This is a genomic window from Luteimonas sp. BLCC-B24 (assembly GCF_028550595.1).
GTDB lineage: Bacteria > Pseudomonadota > Gammaproteobacteria > Xanthomonadales > Xanthomonadaceae > Luteimonas.
On the sequence record NZ_JAQQGN010000002.1, the window covers coordinates 44032 to 58749 of the forward strand.

12 protein-coding genes are annotated in these 14718 nt (G+C 70.5%); 8 read left to right on the plus strand and 4 right to left on the minus strand.

Annotation, left to right across the window (positions count from 1 at the left end; translation table 11 throughout):
* Window positions 1–72: 72 nt before the first annotated feature.
* Window positions 73–1062 (plus strand): 23S rRNA pseudouridine(1911/1915/1917) synthase RluD, encoded by a 990-nt coding sequence (gene rluD, locus PQS31_RS04535; RefSeq protein WP_272761489.1) that lies wholly within the window; start codon window positions 73–75, stop codon window positions 1060–1062.
* On the plus strand, window positions 1059–1838 hold the full coding sequence (gene pgeF / locus PQS31_RS04540) for a peptidoglycan editing factor PgeF (protein ID WP_272761490.1): 780 nt from the start codon (window positions 1059–1061) through the stop codon (window positions 1836–1838). Before rluD ends, pgeF begins: the two co-directional genes overlap by 4 nt.
* 28 nt (window positions 1839–1866) lie before the next feature.
* On the opposite strand, the gene PQS31_RS04545 is transcribed toward pgeF, so the two are convergent.
* Entirely contained in the window at window positions 1867–4308 is a 2442-nt protein-coding gene (locus tag PQS31_RS04545) for a TonB-dependent receptor (protein WP_272761492.1), read from the minus strand.
* A 206-nt stretch (window positions 4309–4514) separates the two neighbouring features.
* On the opposite strand from PQS31_RS04545, the gene PQS31_RS04550 reads away from it, so the two are divergent.
* The 5 genes from PQS31_RS04550 (at window position 4515) to gloA (ending at window position 10186) form a co-directional block, all read left to right on the plus strand.
* On the plus strand, window positions 4515–4991 hold the full coding sequence (locus PQS31_RS04550) for a DUF3574 domain-containing protein (protein ID WP_272761493.1): 477 nt from the start codon (window positions 4515–4517) through the stop codon (window positions 4989–4991).
* A gap of 36 nt (window positions 4992–5027) precedes the next feature.
* Complete coding sequence (locus tag PQS31_RS04555) at window positions 5028–7298, plus strand: TonB-dependent receptor (RefSeq protein WP_272761494.1); 2271 nt, start codon at window positions 5028–5030, stop codon at window positions 7296–7298.
* Between the two features lie 86 nt (window positions 7299–7384).
* Window positions 7385–8986, plus strand: a complete 1602-nt coding sequence (locus PQS31_RS04560) for a hypothetical protein (RefSeq protein WP_272761495.1) — start codon at window positions 7385–7387, stop codon at window positions 8984–8986.
* 54 nt (window positions 8987–9040) lie between these two features.
* Window positions 9041–9598 (plus strand): DUF4166 domain-containing protein, encoded by a 558-nt coding sequence (locus PQS31_RS04565; RefSeq protein ID WP_272761496.1) that lies wholly within the window; start codon window positions 9041–9043, stop codon window positions 9596–9598.
* A 57-nt stretch (window positions 9599–9655) separates the two neighbouring features.
* Window positions 9656–10186, plus strand: coding sequence for a lactoylglutathione lyase (gene gloA, locus PQS31_RS04570; RefSeq protein ID WP_272761497.1), 531 nt, complete (start codon window positions 9656–9658; stop codon window positions 10184–10186).
* A gap of 45 nt (window positions 10187–10231) precedes the next feature.
* Here gloA and otsA read toward each other — a convergent pair whose 3' ends face one another.
* The 3 genes from otsA to otsB are packed head-to-tail and all read right to left on the minus strand — an operon-like array spanning window position 10232 to window position 14174.
* Window positions 10232–11605, minus strand: a complete 1374-nt coding sequence (gene otsA, locus PQS31_RS04575) for an alpha,alpha-trehalose-phosphate synthase (UDP-forming) (protein ID WP_272761498.1) — start codon at window positions 11603–11605, stop codon at window positions 10232–10234.
* Complete coding sequence (locus PQS31_RS04580) at window positions 11602–13392, minus strand: glycoside hydrolase family 15 protein (RefSeq protein ID WP_272761499.1); 1791 nt, start codon at window positions 13390–13392, stop codon at window positions 11602–11604. Before PQS31_RS04580 ends, otsA begins: the two co-directional genes overlap by 4 nt.
* Window positions 13389–14174 (minus strand): trehalose-phosphatase, encoded by a 786-nt coding sequence (gene otsB, locus PQS31_RS04585; RefSeq protein WP_272762106.1) that lies wholly within the window; start codon window positions 14172–14174, stop codon window positions 13389–13391. Before otsB ends, PQS31_RS04580 begins: the two co-directional genes overlap by 4 nt.
* 67 nt (window positions 14175–14241) lie before the next feature.
* On the opposite strand from otsB, the gene PQS31_RS04590 reads away from it, so the two are divergent.
* Window positions 14242–14673, plus strand: coding sequence for a thiol-disulfide oxidoreductase DCC family protein (locus PQS31_RS04590; RefSeq protein ID WP_272761500.1), 432 nt, complete (start codon window positions 14242–14244; stop codon window positions 14671–14673).
* Window positions 14674–14718: the final 45 nt, after the last annotated feature.

The window sequence follows — 14718 nt, forward strand, 5'->3', positions numbered from 1 at the left end:
TGGGCACGAAGGGCGGATAATACCAGTCCGGGCCCGCGGCCCGGCGCCCCACGCCTGAACCCGAGCCGTCCAATGCCCGATACACCGCTCCACACCGACGACGCCCGCACCGCCACGGTGCCGGACGCGTCCGCCGGCCGCCGGTTCGACGCCGTCCTCGCCGAGCTGTTTCCGCAGTTCTCGCGGTCCCGGCTCACCACGTGGATCAAGGCCGGCGAGGTGCTGCTGGATGGCGCCGTGCCGCGTCCGCGCGATCCGGTGATGGGCGGTGAGCGGGTCGAGCTGAACGTCGTGCTCGACACCCAGACCGAGGCCGAGCCGCAGGACATCCCGCTGTCGGTGCTGTACGAGGACGACCAGGTGATCGTCGTCGACAAGCCCGCCGGGCTGGTGGTGCATCCCGGCGCCGGCAATCCCGACGGCACCCTGGTCAACGCGCTGCTGTTCCGCGACGCGTCGCTGTCGACCCTGCCGCGCGCGGGCATCGTGCACCGGCTGGACAAGGACACGTCCGGCGTCATGGTCGTGGCGCGCACGCTCGAGGCACACAACGCGCTGGTCGAGCAGCTGTCCGCGCGCGATGTGCACAGGCAGTACCTCGCGGTCGTGGTCGGCGCGCTGGTCTCCGGCGGCACGGCCGATGCGCCGATCGACCGCCATCCGCGCGATCGTCTGCGCATGGCCGTGCGCGACGACGGCCGCGACGCGGTCACCCATTACCGCCTGCGCGAGCGCTTCCGCGCGCACACCGCGCTGGAGTGCCGGCTCGAGACCGGGCGCACGCACCAGATCCGCGTGCACATGGCGCACCTGCGCCATCCGATCCTCGGCGATCCGATGTACGGCGGCGCGCTCAAGCTGCCCAAGGGCGCATCCGAGGCGACCGCCGCCATGCTGCGTGGCTTCCGCCGCCAGGCCCTGCATGCCGAGACGCTGGAGTTCCGCCATCCCACCAGCGGCGAGGCGATCCGCTGCAGCGCCCCGCTGCCCGACGACATGCAGGCGCTGCTGAAGGTGCTGCGCGCCGACGTCGCCGAACACGCCGAGTCGGGGCGCCGGTGAACGCCCTGCTGCACGCCGGCTGGCCTGCGCCGCGCGGTGTGCACGCGCTGACCACGCTGCGTCACGGCGCCGGCGTGTCCGAGGCGCCGTTCGACCGCTTCAATCTCGGCAACCACAGGTCCGCGGCCGGGGACGACCCCGGCGCGGTCGCCCGCAACCGCGCGTTGCTGGTCACGCTGGCGGCCCTGCCCAGTCCGCCGGTGTGGCTGCGCCAGGTGCACGGTGTCGATGTCGCACGGGTCACTGCGCCCGCGCAGCCGGGCCCGGCGGCGTCGGTGGAGGGCGAGGCCGATGCCGCGGTCACTCGCGTGCCCGGGGTCGTGCTCGCGATCCAGACCGCCGACTGTCTGCCGGTGGTGTTCGCCGCGGCCGACGGCAGCGAGGTGGCCGGCGCGCATGCGGGGTGGCGTGGACTCGCGGCCGGCGTGCTCGAAGCGACGCTCGCGGCGATGCACAGCCCACCCGGGCGCCTCGTCGTCTGGCTGGGGCCGGCGGCCGGCCCCGGCGCCTACGAAGTCGGTGCCGAGGTCCGCGAGGCCTTCGTGGACCAGGACGCCGACACCGCCACCGCCTTCCTGCCCACGCGCCCGGAGCACTGGACCATGGATCTCTATGCGCTGGCGCGGCTGCGCCTGATCGCGGCCGGTGTGCCGGGCGACGCGATCCACGGCGGCGACCATTGCACGATCTCCGAGCCCGAGCTGTTCTTCTCGCACCGGCGCGACCAGCGCACGGGCCGCATGGCCACCCTGGTCTGGATGGACCCCGCGCCCTGAGCCCACGGCGGTCCGTGCACGCGTCGCGTCAGAAGCTGTAGCGCAGCCGGGTGTAGTAGTACGCGCCGCTGCTGCCGATGCCCGACAGCACGTCGTAGGGCAGATTGCCGAAGTAGAAGATGTCGTCGTTCGAGCGATCCGCGTACGCGTCGGTCAGGTTCTGCCCCCCGATCGCGAGCGCCCACCTCTCGCCGAGCCGCACCTCGGCTTCCGCGTCGAGCTGCCATTTGGCGCCGTAGACCTGCTCGGGTTCGAAGCCGCCGCCGAAGTTGAAGACGCGCCGGGTGCTGCCATGGCGCGTGACTCGCGCGAGCAGATTCCAACGGTCGTCGTTCCAGTGAGCGCTGAAGGCCGAACGCGTGCGCGGCGCGGCATCGGTCAGCGTGTTGCGCTCTTCGACACCGAACAGCACCGCATCCGGCACGACGGCGGTCAGCTGCGCGGGCGTGGCGACGACGCGTTTGATCTCGGTCTCGGCGTAGCTCCAGGTGCCGGTGAGCAGCAGTTGGCCGCCGGCCAGCGGATGACGCCAGTTGGCGACCGCTTCGGCGCCGCGCGTCTGCGTATCGGCGGCATTGGTGAAGACGCTCACGCTCTCCACGCCGGGCACGCCGAACGCGCTGTCGATGTAGGCGGTCAGCGCATCGCTGGTGATCGCTTCCGACAGCGCGACACGGTCGTCGATGTCGATCTGGAACAGGTCCAGCGAGACGTCGAACTTTTCGCCGATGCGGCTGGTGAAGCCGAGGCTCGCGTTGATCGACTGCTCGGGCGTGAGGTCGGTCGCGCCGAGCGCGCGGGCGATCGGGTTGTTGACCGAGAGCAGACGGCTCTGGATCAGCTGGCCGGCCGCGTTGTAGCCGGTGCCGGTGGACTCGAAGCCGATCTGGCCGAGCGACGGTGCACGGAAATTCTTCGACAGCGCGCCGCGCAGCGCGAACGCGGGCGCGAATGCGTAGCGCGCGGCGAGCTTGCCGGTGACTTCGCCGCCGAAGTCGCTGTAGCGCTCGTAACGCACGGCGGCGTCCGTGCTGAGCGCGTCGCCGAAACCGCTCGACACGCTGGCGTAGACGCTGGCGACATCGCGGTCGAGATCGGCCGCGTCCTGGGGCGTGAGGCCACCGCCGGCCTGCGAACCCGTCGGGCGACCGGTGAACGGGCCGGCCGCGTAGCTCGCCGGATCGCCGGCGCCGGTCTCGTACGTCTCGACGCGGAACTCCACGCCGGCGGCGACGGTGTGCAGGGTGTCGCCCTGGGCGAACAGGCGGCTGACGTCGACGTTGGCCAGCGTCTGGTCGAACGCGTAGTCGCCGGTCTTGAAGCGGGTCGGGCTCGACGGGCCGAGCGAGGCGTTGATCGAATCGCGCAGGCGATAGGTGAATGCATTGCGGCCGTGATTGAGGCTGGCATCGACATCCCAGTCGCCCCACTGCGTGCGCACACCGGCCACGCCGGCGACGTCGAGGTTTTCGCCGATCGACACCGGGCGGAAGCCGTCCGGATACACCTCCGGCCAGTTCGCCTCGCCATCGGGGTAGCGGAAGTAGTTCGCGCCTTCGGTGTCGCGCTGGGCGTAGGTACCGAAGGCGTAGAACGTCGTGGTGGTGCCGAGGGCGATCTCGGTATTGAGCCAGCCGTTGATGTCCCGGGCCGCGCCGTTGCCGAGCTGGTAGTTGCGCCGGCCCTGCAGTTCCAGATTGCGCGGCGTCCGGTCCCACGGCGGGATCTGGTCGAAACCGGCGCGGTTGGTCGGCGAGAGTGCCTTGTATTCCAGCCCCACGCGCAGGAAACCGGCGTCGCCGAGCGCGGTACCGACCTTCGCCGCGAACGACGCGCTCTGGCCGTCGGTCAGCGTGCGGTCGATGGGCTCGAGCTTCGTGTGATGCGCGCCGTAGCTCGCCTCGAACGCGCCGCCGTCGCCGGCATCGTCGAGGATGATGTTGATCACGCCGGCGACGGCATCGGCGCCGTACTGCGCGCCCGCGCCGTCGCGCAGCACTTCGATGCGCTTGATCGCGCTGAGCGGAATCGCGTTGAAGTCGACCGGCGTGTTGCCGCGGCCGACCTTGGACCCCGTGGTCACCAGCGCCGAGACGTGGCGGCGCTTGCCGTTGACCAGCACCAGCACCTGGTCGGGCGAGAGGCCACGCAGCTGCGCGGCGCGGATGTGGTCGGCGCCGCCCGAGTTCGACTGGCGCGGGATGTTGAACGAGGGCAGCAGCGCCTGCAGCGCACTGCCGAGTTCGCCGTTGACCGCGCCGGCGCGGCGCAGGTCCTCCGCGTCCAGCACGTCGACCGGCGAGGTCGATTCGAGCACCGTGCGATCGACCGCGCGGGTGCCGGTGACGATCACCGCATCCAGCCGCGTCGCGCCGTCGGTTTCGCGTGTCTGGGCCGCGGCCGGCAGCGCGACCACGCAGGCGATGGCGAAGGCGAGCGGATTGAGCGGACGGACGGCGGGGATGGGCATGCGGACTCCTGGAGCAGGGAAAGAGCGTCGCGCGCGGCACCCGAGATGGCCCGCGGCCCGGCAGCGGTGGCCGTGGCACGGGCGCGCCTCATTGGGCCGAAGTCGATTCGATGCGTCCATCCGCATAAAGCGATACAGTGTTGCGGCACCGCAACAATTTGCCGGCGCTGCCCGCCTACGATGGCGCGCCCGGTCGGAGATCGACGATGGCCCATCCGCATTCCCGTGCACGCCAGCGCGCCGGTGACCTGCTGCTGGTGGCGGCCCTGGCCGGCTGCACCACGACGCCGGCGCCGGCGCCGGTGACGGCCGCCTATCACGGCGATCCGGCGCGGCCCGCGCAGGGCGAGGGCTGGCTGCGCACCGAACTGTATTTCGCGACCGGCCGCTGGGAGGCCGGCGAGGCCGAGCGCGCTGCCGACGAGGCACGCTGGCTGGCCTTCCTCGACCGCGAGGTCACCCCGCGCTTTCCGCACGGGCTCAGCGTGATCGACGTCTACGGCCAGTGGCTGCCCGACGGCGCCGCCACGCCCACCCGTCTGCGCTCCAAGGAACTGGTGGTGCTGCACGCCGATACCGCCGAGGCCGCGGCGGCGATCGAGGCCATCCGCACGGCCTGGAAACGCGACACCGGGCACCTGTCGGTGCTGCGTTCGCAGTTGAGCACGCGCGTTTCGTTCTGACCGTCTTTCCGTCTTCCATTGCCCGAGGGGTTCGCCATGTCGCTTCCGTCCATCCGCCCGACGCCGTCCATCCGCCGCACGCGGCTCGCGGTCGCGCTTGCAGGTGCCTTGCCGCTGGCGGCCTTCGCGCAGGACGCCGGCACCCGTGGCGGCGACGCCTCGGCCGCGACGCTGGATGCGGTGCAGGTCACCGCGCAGCGCCGGGTGGAGAACATCCAGGACGTGCCGGTGTCGATCACCACGCTCGATGCCGAGAAGCTGGGCGTGCTCGGCAGCGGCGGCACCGACATCCGGTTTCTCAGCGGCCGCGTGCCCAGCCTCAACATCGAATCGAGCTACGGCCGCGCGTTTCCGCGCTTCTACATCCGTGGCCTCGGCAATACAGATTTCGATCTCAACGCCTCGCAGCCGGTCTCGCTGATCTACGACGACGTGGTGCTGGAGAACCCGCTGCTGAAGGGCTTTCCGGTGTTCGACATCGCCGGCGTCGAAGTGCTGCGCGGCCCGCAGGGCACGCTGTTCGGCCGCAACACGCCGGCCGGCGTGGTGAAGTTCGATTCGGTGCGCCCGAGCCAGGACTTCGAGGGCTACGGCAAGCTGGCCTACGGCAGCGACAACATGTGGAACTTCGAAGGCGCCGTCGGCGGCGCGCTGACCGAGCGCTGGTCGGCGCGCGTGTCGGCGCTGTACCAGCGCCGTGACGATTCGGTGCGCAACACCCTGGCCGGTGCACCCAACGACGGCTTCGAGGGCTATGACGAAGCCGCTGCGCGCGTGCAGTTCCTCTACGAGGGCGACGGCTTCGAAGGCCTGTTCAACCTGCACCGCCGCGATCTCAACGGCACGGCGCGCCTGTTCCGCGCCAACATCATCGAACCCGGCAGCAACCGCTTCGTGCCCGGCTTCGATCGGGATGCGGTCTCGCTCGACGGCGTCAATTTCTCGGATCTGGAGACCTGGGGTGGCAGTGCACGCCTGCGCTGGGATTTCGGCCCGTACAGCCTGTACTCGATCACCGGTTACGAGACGCTGGAATCCTTGAACCGCGGCGACATCGACGGTGGCTTCGGCGCGGCGTTCCTGCCGGTGTCGGGCCCGGGCTTCATCCCGTTCTCGGCCGAATCGGCCGACGGCATTCCCGACCACAAACAGATCACCCAGGAAGTGCGCCTCGAATCCAATCTCGACGGCCCCTTCGACTGGCAGGCCGGCGCGTTCTGGTTCCGCGAGGAACTTACCGTCGACAGCCTCAACTACGATTCGCTCGCGCCCGGCAATCCGCAGACCGGCCACGCCGTGCAGGAGCAGCGCAATACCGCCTGGGCCCTGTTCGCGTCCGGCGAGTACGCCGCGAGCGACCGTCTCAAGCTGCGCGGCGGCCTGCGCTACACGCAGGACAGGAAGGATTTTTCCGCCAGCGTGCTGCAGGCGGTGCCGTTCGGCACGCCGGTCGGCGGCCCGTTCTTCGAGACCACCGATGTCGACGACATCAGCTGGGATGCCAGCGCGGTCTACGAACTCGATGACGACGTCAACATCTACGGCCGCGTCGCCAAGGGCTTCCGTGCGCCGTCGATCCAGGGCCGGCTCGCCTTCGGCGGCATCTCGGTCGCCGATTCGGAAGAAGTGATCTCCTACGAGGTCGGGATCAAGGCCGACCTGTGGGACCGCCGTGGCCGCATCGGCTTCAACCTGTTCCGCTACAACGTCGACGGCCAGCAGCTGATCGCCGTCGGCGGCGCGACCAACCAGGCGATCCTGCTCAATGCCGACAGGTCGATCGGGCAGGGCGCCGAACTCGACCTGCAGGCCTGGCTGACCGACACGCTGCTGGTGACCTGGGGCACGAGCTACAACGACACCGAGATCCGCGACCCGAACCTCGCGGTCGCGGTCTGCGGGGGCGGGTGCACGGTCACCAATCCGACCGTCGACATCGACGGCGCGACGTTCGCCCGCGTCGACGGCAACCCGCTGCCGCAGGCGCCGAAGTGGATCCACAACCTCACCGCGCGCTGGGCCACGCCGGTCGGCGACGACGCCGAGCTCTACGTCTACACCGACTGGGCGTATCGCGGCCAGGTCAATTTCTTCCTGTACGAATCGCCGGAGTTCCGCGGCCGCTCCACGCTGGAAGGCGGCCTGCGCGTGGGCACGAACTGGAACCAGGGCAACTACGACCTCGCCGTGTTCGGGCGCAACATCACCGACAGCACGCGCATCGTCGGCGGCATCGACTTCAACAACCTCACCGGCTTCGTCAACGAGCCGCGGACCTGGGGGGTGGAGTTCACGGCGCGGTTCTGAGGTGCCGGACGCGCGCGCGCCAGTCCCGTCATTCCGGCGTGCGCCGGGATGACGGCATCGATGTTCGACCGTGATCTGGGAATCCGATGTCCACCGCCGCACCCCCTACGCATCGCCCCCGCTGGTTCGTCGCCGGCGACATCAACGGGTTCTTCGGCCTCGTCGTCGACAACCTGTCGATCCTCGGCTTCATCGCCGCGGCGCTGGTCGGGCTCTTCGGCGTGCCGGCCGACATCGTGTTCGGGCGCATGTTCCCGGGCACCGCCTTCGGTGTGCTGGTCGGCAACCTGATGTACACGTGGATGGCGCGCCGCCTCGCGCAGCGCACCGGCCGCGACGACGTCACCGCGATGCCGCTCGGGCTCGACGCGCCGACCAGCATCGGCATGGCGCTGCTGGTGCTGGGGCCTGCGTTCGTCGCGTTCCGCCAGCAGGGCCTGGACGCGAATGCAGCCGGCATCGCGACCTGGCAGCTCGGCATGGCCGCGCTGGTGGTGATGGGCGCGCTGAAGCTCGTGCTGTCCTTCGCCGGCGACTGGATCACCCGCGTCGTGCCGCGTGCGGCGCTGCTGGGTTCGATCGGCGGCGCGGCGCTGATGCTGCTCGGCTTTCTGCCGTTGATCGAGACGCTGCGCTCGCCGGTCGCCGGGTTCGCGACGCTCGGCCTGCTGCTGTACGTGCTGGTCGCGCGCGGTCCGGTGCCGTTCCGGCTGCCGGGTGTGCCGTTCGCCTTGCTCGTCGGCCTCGCGCTGTACTACGGGCTCGGTCTCGCCGGCCTGGCGCCGGGTTTCGCACTGCCGGAGGCGAACTGGCCCGCCCCCGCGTTGCCGTGGCCGAATCTCGGCTTCATCGGCGGCCTGCCGTCGACACTGCCGTATCTCTCACTGCTGCTGCCGTTCGGCCTGCTGATGGTGGTGGGCGGCATCAACGTCAGCGAGAGCGCACGCGCGGCCGGTGACGACTACCGCACGCGCGACGTGCTGCTGGTCGAGGCGGTATCGACCCTGGTCGCCGGCGTCTGTGGCGGCGTCGCGCAGACCACGCCCTACATCGGTCAGCCGGCCTACAAGCACATGGGCGCGCGCACCGGCTACACCCTGCTGACGGGCCTGTTCATCGGCATCGGCGGCATGCTCGGCCTCGTCTCGGGCCTGGTGCAGTGGCTACCGGTCGCGGTGCTGGCGCCGATCATCGTCTTCGTCGGCATCGACATCACCGTGCAGGCCTTCCACAGCACGAAGCGCGAACACGCGATCGCGGTGTCGCTGGCCTTCCTGCCGGCCATCGCCTACCTGCTCAACATCAAGTTCGGCAATCCGGCGTGGATCGATCCCGAGCGCATGGCCGCGTTGTATGCCCAGCTCGATGCCGGTCACGGCCTGCCGGAAATGGCGACGATCGTCGTGCTCGGCAATGGCTTCATCATCACCGCGATGCTGTGGGCGACCGCGCTGGTCGCACTGGTCGACCGGCGCCCCGGGATCGCGGTGGCGACGCTGCTGGCCGCCGCGGTGGCGACGCTGTTCGGCGTGATCCACTCGGTGCATCCGGCCGGCGCGCTGGTGCTGCCGTGGCAGCTCGAAGGCCTGCGCCAGGCGATCGCGTTCAGCTTCGCGGCCGCCTATGCCGTGCTCGCCGGTCTGGTGGCCCTGCTGGCCCTGCAACGCCGGCCGGCGCCGGCGGACTGATCGCACCGGGCGGACAGGCGCTATCCTGCGCCGCCCGATCCGACCTGCCGTGCGATGACGCCGACCCTCTACCAGACCCTGCTCGGCGCCGCGTTCTTCCGCCTGCCCGATGGGCTGCGTGCGCTGCACGGCGTACACGGCACCGCGCGCTATGCCGGCGAGGTCACCGTGGTGCGCGGCACGGGACTGCTGGCCCGGCTGTGCGCGCGCCTGGCCGGCATGCCGCGCGCGATGACCGGGGCGCCGATCACCGTCGATTTCGCCAGCGGGCCGAAAGGCGAGGTGTGGTCACGGGTGTTCGGCAGCCCGCCGAAGGCGTCGCGCCTGCGCTCGCGGCTGTCGCAGCGTGATGGCCAGCTGCGCGAACGCATCGGGCCGGTGCACTTCCGGTTCGTGCTGCACACCTGGGACGGCACGATCTTCTGGAACGTCGCCGGCGCGCGGCTGCTCGGCGTGCTGCCGCTGCCGGCCGCGCTGTTCCGCGACGTCCGCTGCAGTGAGCGCGAGGTCGACGGCCGCTACGTCTTCGACGTGGAGGCCGCGCTGCCGCTGGCGGGCCATGTGGTGCGCTATCACGGCTGGCTGCGGCCCGAGGGCGCCGACGCCGCGTGACCGCGGCCTTGCGCCGGCATCGCCGATAATGGTCGGCCCTTCCCATGGAGTCCCGCCATGACCGCACAGACCCGCGCCGACCTCGCCCGCGTGCCGGGCGTCGCCCCGCGCGATGCCGCGACCCGCGACTTCGTCTTCAATCACACGATGCTGCGGATCAAGGATCCGGTGGCCTCGCTGGATTTCTACACCCGCGTGCTCGGCTTCACCCTGGTGCGCAAGGTGGATTTCGAGCAGGCGAAGTTCTCGCTGTTCTTCCTGGTGCTGGTGGACGAGGCCGGCGACATTCCCGACGCCGACGAGGCCCGTCGCGAGTGGCTGGCCCGGCAGCGCGGCGTGCTGGAGCTGACCCACAACCACGGCACCGAGTCGCAGGATGGCCCGGTCTACCACGACGGCAATTCCGATCCGCGCGGCTTCGGGCACATCTGCGTCAGCGTGCCCGACGTGCAGGCGGCGTGCGCGCGCTTCGAAGCGCTGGGTGTGCCGTTCCAGAAGCGCCTCAGCGACGGCAGCATGAAATCGCTGGCCTTCATCAAGGACCCGGACGGCTACTGGGTAGAGATCATCCAGCCCACCGCGCTCTGATCGCGCGCCCGCGACGGCGTATCGCCGTCGTCGGGCGCCGGGGGCCTAGCGTTCCACGGCGCCGAGCGTCTGCAGGAAGTCCCGGCGCCAGGCATGGATGTCGTAGTCGCAGATGCGCGCCATCATCGACTGCCAGCGATCGCGGCGTTCCTCGACCGGCATCTTCACCGCGGTGGCGATCGCATCGGCGACCCCGTCGCTGTCGAACGGGTTGATCAGCAGGGCACCGTCGAGTTCGCGCGCGGCGCCGGCGAAGATCGACAGCACCAGCGCGCCCGGCTGCTCCGGGTCCTGCGCGGCGACGAACTCCTTGGCCACGAGGTTCATCCCGTCCCGCAGCGGGGTCACCAGGCCAATGCGGGACATCCGGTAGAAGCCGGTCAGCGTGGCGTGGGGATAGGTGCGATTGACGTAGCGCACCGGTGTCCACTCCGGGTCTGCGTGGCCGCCGTTGATGTGTCCGGCGTACTGCTCGAGTTCGCGGCGCAGCGCGCGGTAGCTCGCGACGCCGCCGCGCGAGACCGGCGCGATCTGCAGATAGGTGACGCGGCCGTGCTGGTCGTCGTGCCGCTCGAGGAAGCGCTCGAAGGCGCGGAAGCGTTCGGGCAGGCCTTTCGAATAGTCCAGCCGGTCGACGCCGATCGCCAGCGCGCGTCCGTTGAGACTTGCCTGCAGCCGCTTGACCGCGGGAATGCGCACCGCATTCTGCGCCAGTCTGGCGAGGCCGCCGGCGTCGATGCCGATCGGGAACGCGCTGGCCCGGAACCGTCGGCCGTCCTGCTCGCGCAGCTCGCCGCGTCCGGCCACCTGGCCGCCCCGGAACAGACGGATGTAGTCCTGGAACCGCTCCAGGTCACGCTCGGTCTGGAAGCCGACGAGGTCGTAGGCCGACAGGGCGCCGAAGGTTTTCTCGTGATGCGGCAGCCCGGCGATGATGTCGGCCGAGGGAAACGGCACGTGCAGGAAGAACCCCAGCCGCGCGCGCACGCCGCGCCGGCGCAGTTCCTGCGCCAGCGGCAGCAGGTGATAGTCGTGGATCCAGACGATGTCCTCGTCGCGGATCTCCTTGGCCAGCTTCTCGGCGAACAGCGCATTGACGCCGCGATAGGCGGCCTGGGTCATCGCGTTGTAGTCGACCAGGTCGAGCCGGAAATGCAGCAGCGGCCACAGCGTGCGGTTCGCGAAGCCGTTGTAGTAGCCCTCGTAATCCTCGCGCGAGAGGTCGATGGTGACGTAGTCGATGCCGTTGGACGTGGTGCGATGCAGTTCACCCGAATGCCCGCGCGCGACCTTGCCGCTCCAGCCGAACCACAGGCCACCGGACTCCTTGAGCGCGGCGTCGAGCGCCGTGGCCAGGCCGCCGTTCTGGTTCGAGTCCGGCAGCGCGACCCGGTTGGACACGACGACCAGGCGGCTCATGCGGCCTCCTGCCAGGAGCGCGAGAGCCGCATCGCGGCCATGATCAGGCCGACATGCGAATAGGTCTGCGGAAAGTTGCCCCAAGCCTCGCCGGTCTCGAACTCGAGGTCTTCCGACAGCAGGCCGAGATGGTTGCGGCGCGAGAGCAGGGTTTCGAACAGCGTCCGCGCCTCGTGCTCGCGGCCGATCGACGCCAGCGCATCGATGTACCAGAAGGTGCAGATCGTGAAGCTGGTCTCGGGAGCGCCGAAGTCGTCCGGAGTGACGTAGCGGAACAGGCCGTCGCCGTGGCGCAGCGTGCGCCCGATCGCCTCGACGGTGCCGACGAAGCGCGGATCATCCGGTGCGACGAAACCCAGATCGGCGAGCAGCAGCAGCGAGGCGTCGAGCCGGTCGCCGCCGAAGGCATCGGCGAATGTCCCCAGATCGGTGTTCCAGGCCTCCTCCATGATGCGGGCGCGCATGGCGCCGGCGCGTTCGCGCCAGAACGTCGCGCGGTCGTCCAGCCCGAGCTGCGCGGCGATCTTGCCCAGCCGGTCGCAGGCGGCCCAGCACATCACCGCGGAGTAGGTGTGCACATGGGCCTTGCCGCGGAACTCCCACAGGCCCGCGTCGGGCTGGTCGTAGAGTTTCCAGGCGAGCTCGCCGAGCGGCTCGAGCTTGCGGAACGTGGCCTCGTCGCCGCGATGCTCGAGCCGGCGGTCGAAGAACAGCTGGGTCGAGGCCAGCACCACGCTGCCGTAGGTGTCGTGCTGGCGCTGCACGTAGGCGAGATTGCCGCGGCGCACCGGGCCCATGCCGCGGTACCCGGCCAGCGCCGGCATCGTCTCCTCGGTGAGCTCGTGTTCGAACGCGATGCCGTAGAGCGGCTGCATGTCGCCGTCGTCGCTGACCGTGAGGTTGAAGATGTAGCGGATGTACTCCTCCATCGTGCGCGTGGCGCCGAGGCGGTTGAGCGCGCGTACGACGAAGGCCGAATCGCGCACCCAGCAGTAGCGGTAGTCCCAGTTGCGCTCGGTGTCGGCGGCTTCCGGGATCGATGTCGTCATCGCCGCGATGATGCCGCCGCTCTCCTCGTACTGGCAGAGTTTCAGCGTGATCGCGCTGCGGATCACCGCCTCCTGGAAATCCAGCGGAATCGAGAGATAGCGCACCCACTCGCGCCAGTAGCTGGTGGTGCGGTGCAGGCCGTCGCGGACGAACTCGGCCAGCGGCTGGGTCAGGGTTTCGTCGGGACCGAGGATGAAATGCAGGTCGCGGTCGACGACGAAGGGCAGGCCCTCGCGCAGCAGGCGGATCGGCATGTCGGTGGTCGCGCGGAGGGTGAAGTCCGGCAGCACGAAGCGGATGTGGTTGCTGCCCCAGGTGCTGTCGGGCGCGCGTGCGCCCCAGTCGGCCAGCGGGCGCAGCAGCACGCGGATGCGCGGGCTGCCCGAGAGGAGGCGGATGCGTCGCATCAGCATCACCGGGCGGTAGAAGCGGTCGTGCTGGCGCCAGCGCGGCGCGAAGTCGGTGATCTCGATCGATGCGCCGTGCCGATCGGCCAGCACGGTGCGCAGGATGGCGGTGTTCTCGATGTAACTCTGCTCGCTGCGTTCGAAGTCCTCGAGTTCGATCGACCAGTCGCCGTGCCCCTCGTGCGGGGACAGCAGCGCGCAGAAGGCCGGATCGCCGTCGAAGGCCGGCAGGCAGGACCACACCAGCCGGGCGCGCGCGTCGAACAGCGCACCGAAGGTGCCGTTGCCGACGAGGCCGAGATCGAGGCTGGGAGCGAGCGGTGGGGTCATCGGGCGGTCTCCGGAAGTGAGGGGTCGGCCGGCACGCCGAGCCAGCGGTGCACGGCGGCGGGCGAGTCGAGATGGAAGCGCGCGGCGCTGCCGGTGCGATCACCGACCAGGATGCTGATGCCGCCGTGCGCTTCGACGGCCGCGAAACCGGGCTCGTCGGTCAGATCGTCGCCGGCGAACACCGGCACCCGGCCGGCGAACGGCGCTTCCTCGAGAAAGGCCAGGATGGCGCTGCCCTTGTCGGCATGCCGCGGACGCAGCTCGATGACGTGGTCGCCGGGCTGCAACTGGTACTCCGGCAGGCCGGTCAGCGCACCCGCCGCAAAGGCGCGCAGCGCGGCGCCGGTCGCGGCCTTGCTCGCGTCCGGCGCCATGCGCCAGTGCAGGCCGAGTGCGAGGCCCTTGTCCTCGACCAGCGCGCCCGGGTGGTCCTGGGCCAGTCGCACCGCGGCATCGCGCACGCGCGCGAGACCGGGCGGAACGTCGCGCGTCCCCAAGGCCTGGCCGGCGCGTCGACGCTCGACGCCGTGCAGACCGGCCGCGGTGAAGATCGCCGGCGCGAACAACTGGTCGAGCGTCGCCACGCTGCGGCCACTGACCAGGGCCAGCGCACCGCCCAGCTGCGCCTGCAGCGCGAGCAGGCGTTCGACCAGCGCCGGCGGCACGTGGACGGCATCGGGACGCGGAGCGAACGGCAGCAGACAGCCGTCGACATCGAGGAACAGCGCGGCGTTGTCCGGCAGGGCCGGGGGCGGCGGAAGCGCGGCGACGGACGCGGGCAACGTGGGGTGGTCGGGTTCCGGTGTTTGGCGCATTGCAGCATGATGGTCGCGTACCGGGAAAACCCATGTGAATCCGACTGCGCCCGCTCCGCCCCGCGTGACTGCCGACGGCCCGATCGTCGTCTTCGACGGCGTGTGCGCGCTGTGCAACGGCTGGGTGCGGTTCCTGCTGCGCCGCGACCGGCGTGCCGGCTTCCGCTTCGCGGCGATGCAGGATGCGGTCGGACGCGAGCTGCTGCGCGCGCACGGCCTCGACCCCGACGATCCGGTGTCCTTCCTGCTGGTCGACGGCGCGGCGGCCTGGCACGACAGCGCGGCCGTGATCGAAGTGCTGCGCAGGCTCGGCGGCGGATGGCGGCTCGCGGCGGGCCTGCGGATCGTGCCCCGCCGGCTGCGCGACGCCGGCTATCGCGCGCTCGCGCGCTCGCGCTACCGCGTGTTCGGGCGACGGGCCACCTGCATGGTGCCGCCGCCCGGCACCGCCCACCGCTTTCTTTGATGGCGGGCACATACACATGCTGCTGCGGGGCGCAGTGTGAGAATG

What these genes read in the sequence shown, in the direction of transcription:
- PQS31_RS04565 (WP_272761496.1), top strand. Translation starts at nt 9,041, where the DNA reads ATGACGCCGACCCTCTACCAGACCCTGCTCGGCGCCGCGTTCTTCCGC.
- rluD (WP_272761489.1), top strand. Translation starts at nt 73, where the DNA reads ATGCCCGATACACCGCTCCACACCGACGACGCCCGCACCGCCACGGTG.
- gloA (WP_272761497.1), top strand. Translation starts at nt 9,656, where the DNA reads ATGACCGCACAGACCCGCGCCGACCTCGCCCGCGTGCCGGGCGTCGCC.
- PQS31_RS04560 (WP_272761495.1), top strand. Translation starts at nt 7,385, where the DNA reads ATGTCCACCGCCGCACCCCCTACGCATCGCCCCCGCTGGTTCGTCGCC.
- PQS31_RS04580 (WP_272761499.1), bottom strand. Translation starts at nt 13,392, where the DNA reads ATGACCCCACCGCTCGCTCCCAGCCTCGATCTCGGCCTCGTCGGCAAC.
- PQS31_RS04545 (WP_272761492.1), bottom strand. Translation starts at nt 4,308, where the DNA reads ATGCCCATCCCCGCCGTCCGTCCGCTCAATCCGCTCGCCTTCGCCATC.
- otsA (WP_272761498.1), bottom strand. Translation starts at nt 11,605, where the DNA reads ATGAGCCGCCTGGTCGTCGTGTCCAACCGGGTCGCGCTGCCGGACTCG.
- PQS31_RS04550 (WP_272761493.1), top strand. Translation starts at nt 4,515, where the DNA reads ATGGCCCATCCGCATTCCCGTGCACGCCAGCGCGCCGGTGACCTGCTG.
- PQS31_RS04555 (WP_272761494.1), top strand. Translation starts at nt 5,028, where the DNA reads ATGTCGCTTCCGTCCATCCGCCCGACGCCGTCCATCCGCCGCACGCGG.